The 1,986-nt window shown below is 69.7% G+C and carries 2 protein-coding genes; both read left to right on the top strand.

Annotated elements, in window-relative coordinates:
• Window positions 1–225 precede the first annotated feature (225 nt).
• Window positions 226–1,443 (top strand): hypothetical protein, encoded by a 1,218-nt coding sequence (locus AXK60_RS10475; RefSeq protein WP_139057876.1) that lies wholly within the window; start codon window positions 226–228, stop codon window positions 1,441–1,443.
• Window positions 1,440–1,986: hypothetical protein (locus AXK60_RS26380; RefSeq protein WP_139057877.1), on the top strand; the 547-nt coding region annotated here is incomplete at its 3' end. The genes AXK60_RS10475 and AXK60_RS26380, both read left to right, overlap by 4 nt.

Consider the following 1,986-nt stretch of genomic DNA (forward strand, 5'->3'; position numbering starts at 1 on the left):
TCCACTCCGTCGGCGCCGTCGTTGCCGACGTCGGGACTTGGTAGCGGGTCGCCGCTGAGTAGCGGGCTGGGGACCGGCACGGCGGATCCGGCCGGCCTGGGCGCGGCGCAGTCGCGGTTCGGGCTGGCGGGTCTTCCGAGTGCTATGCCGCCGGCGGTGAGTCCGGCGGCGGCGTCGGCGCTAGGCGGTGGGGGTTCTAGCGCGGGTGGCGGTAGCGGGGGCGCTGTGACGCCGCCTGCACCGCGTGCGGTGACGCCGTTGGCCGCGTCGGCGCCCGCCCCGGCACCGTCGGCGCCGGTTGTTTCGTCGGGCCCGACGGTGTCGGCTTCTCCGGTGTCGGCGACCGGCGGTACGTCGGCGCCGATGACGCCGATGCTGCCTCCGTATTCGATGGGCGCGGGCGGTACGCACGGTGCGGCGACGCCGCCCGCGGCTGTGACGCCGGCGGCGCCGGCTCAGCAGGCGAGTCCGTCGACGGGCGCGCAGACGCCGGGTTCGACGGTGGTCGCGGCGGGCGAGGGCACGCGGCGTGCGGTGGCTGGAGCGAAGGCATCGCAGGGCCCGTCGAGGGAAGGCAAGATGGCCGAGCAGCTGTGCTTGGAGCTGGTCGCGGCGGCGCCGGCGGCGTTGCTGGACTGGGCTGTCGCGGTGTTCCGGCCTTCGGAGGACGCGCAGCCGGTATTGCTGGTGACCTCGAATATGGGGCCGAGTTACATCCCGCAGGGTGTGCTTTTACCGTCGACGGCCCGGAACCTGCTGAGCAGCGTCAGCGAGGGCACGCGGACGGCGTTGACGGGTGCGATGGACCCGGTCCACATCATCACCGAGTACGCGCGGCACGACGTGCCGCAGGGCACGGTCGTGGCGGTGGCGACGACGTCGACGGGTTCGTCGGCGGGTGCGGCGGAGCTGATCCGGGTGTCACGGCAGGCGGCGTTGGCGATGCCGGCACCGGTGGGAGCAGGGCGGCTGCATCGCCTGCGCGTCGCGTGGCCGGACCTCGCGAGCGTCGTCGCCAAGGTTCCCGCGGATCGCGCCGTGCACCTCGCCGGCGCGGTCACGTCGCTCGCGGCGGTCGGCAGTGACGGCTCGGGGCCTGCGGTGCGGGACGAAGGCTCGTTGAAGATCCTGACGACGCTGGGGCAGGGCACCATGCCGTCGGATGCGGAGTGGACGGCGTTCCGGGACGCGGCCGCGTTGGCCGAGGGTGAGACGGGCGCGATGCGGCCGCCGCCGGGGCAGTTGCTTGATCGGCTGGAGCTGGACCGGTACATGAGCAGGTACCAGCTCGAGCGGATCCGGGAGATGCTGCTGCTGTGGCGGTGGTTGCCACCCTCGCTCGAGGACGTCGCGTACTGCGCGGCAGAGGCCGGGACGGACATCACTGCACTGACTCGCCTTCTCGAAGACGCGGAGTTCACCCGAGAGGCCCAAACGCTATGACCGACACCATCGCTGAACGGATCGCACGCACTGCGGAGCAGATCGGCTACAACGTCGATCAGGGGTCCGTGGCGGTGGCCTCTCTTGCCGAAAGGCACTTACGCGCAATCCATCCCAGCACGGTTCTCGAATCCAATGTCGGGGTATTTCATATCGAGGAGTTCCTCGGGATCCCGCCGTCCTACCTGAGCGAACCGGCCCCGGATCCACCGCCGGTGACCCCGGGACCGCCTCCAGCGTGTTACAGGGACTATTCGGGAATCAGTTTGCTGTTGATAGGCCTTCACCAAAACGGCATGGCGACAAAGGAAATCATCGAAGCGTGCGCTGTGCTGCAGCACGCCGAGCAACACCTGAAGTTCATGGCGAAAGCCGTACTATGGAACTTGAACCACAACCGCCACAATGGGTTCGGGTTCGTTGATCCTCCCTATCGGGAGTCCCCTCCTGCGGATGGCACGTTTGCCGGTGTGGAGTGGGACCGCGTGGCCGCAGCCAGTCGAAAAGGCGTGGAAGAACTCCGCGAGCTGGGGAGCGGCCCGG

This window comes from Tsukamurella pseudospumae, from assembly GCF_001575195.1.
Taxonomy (GTDB): domain Bacteria; phylum Actinomycetota; class Actinomycetes; order Mycobacteriales; family Mycobacteriaceae; genus Tsukamurella; species Tsukamurella pseudospumae.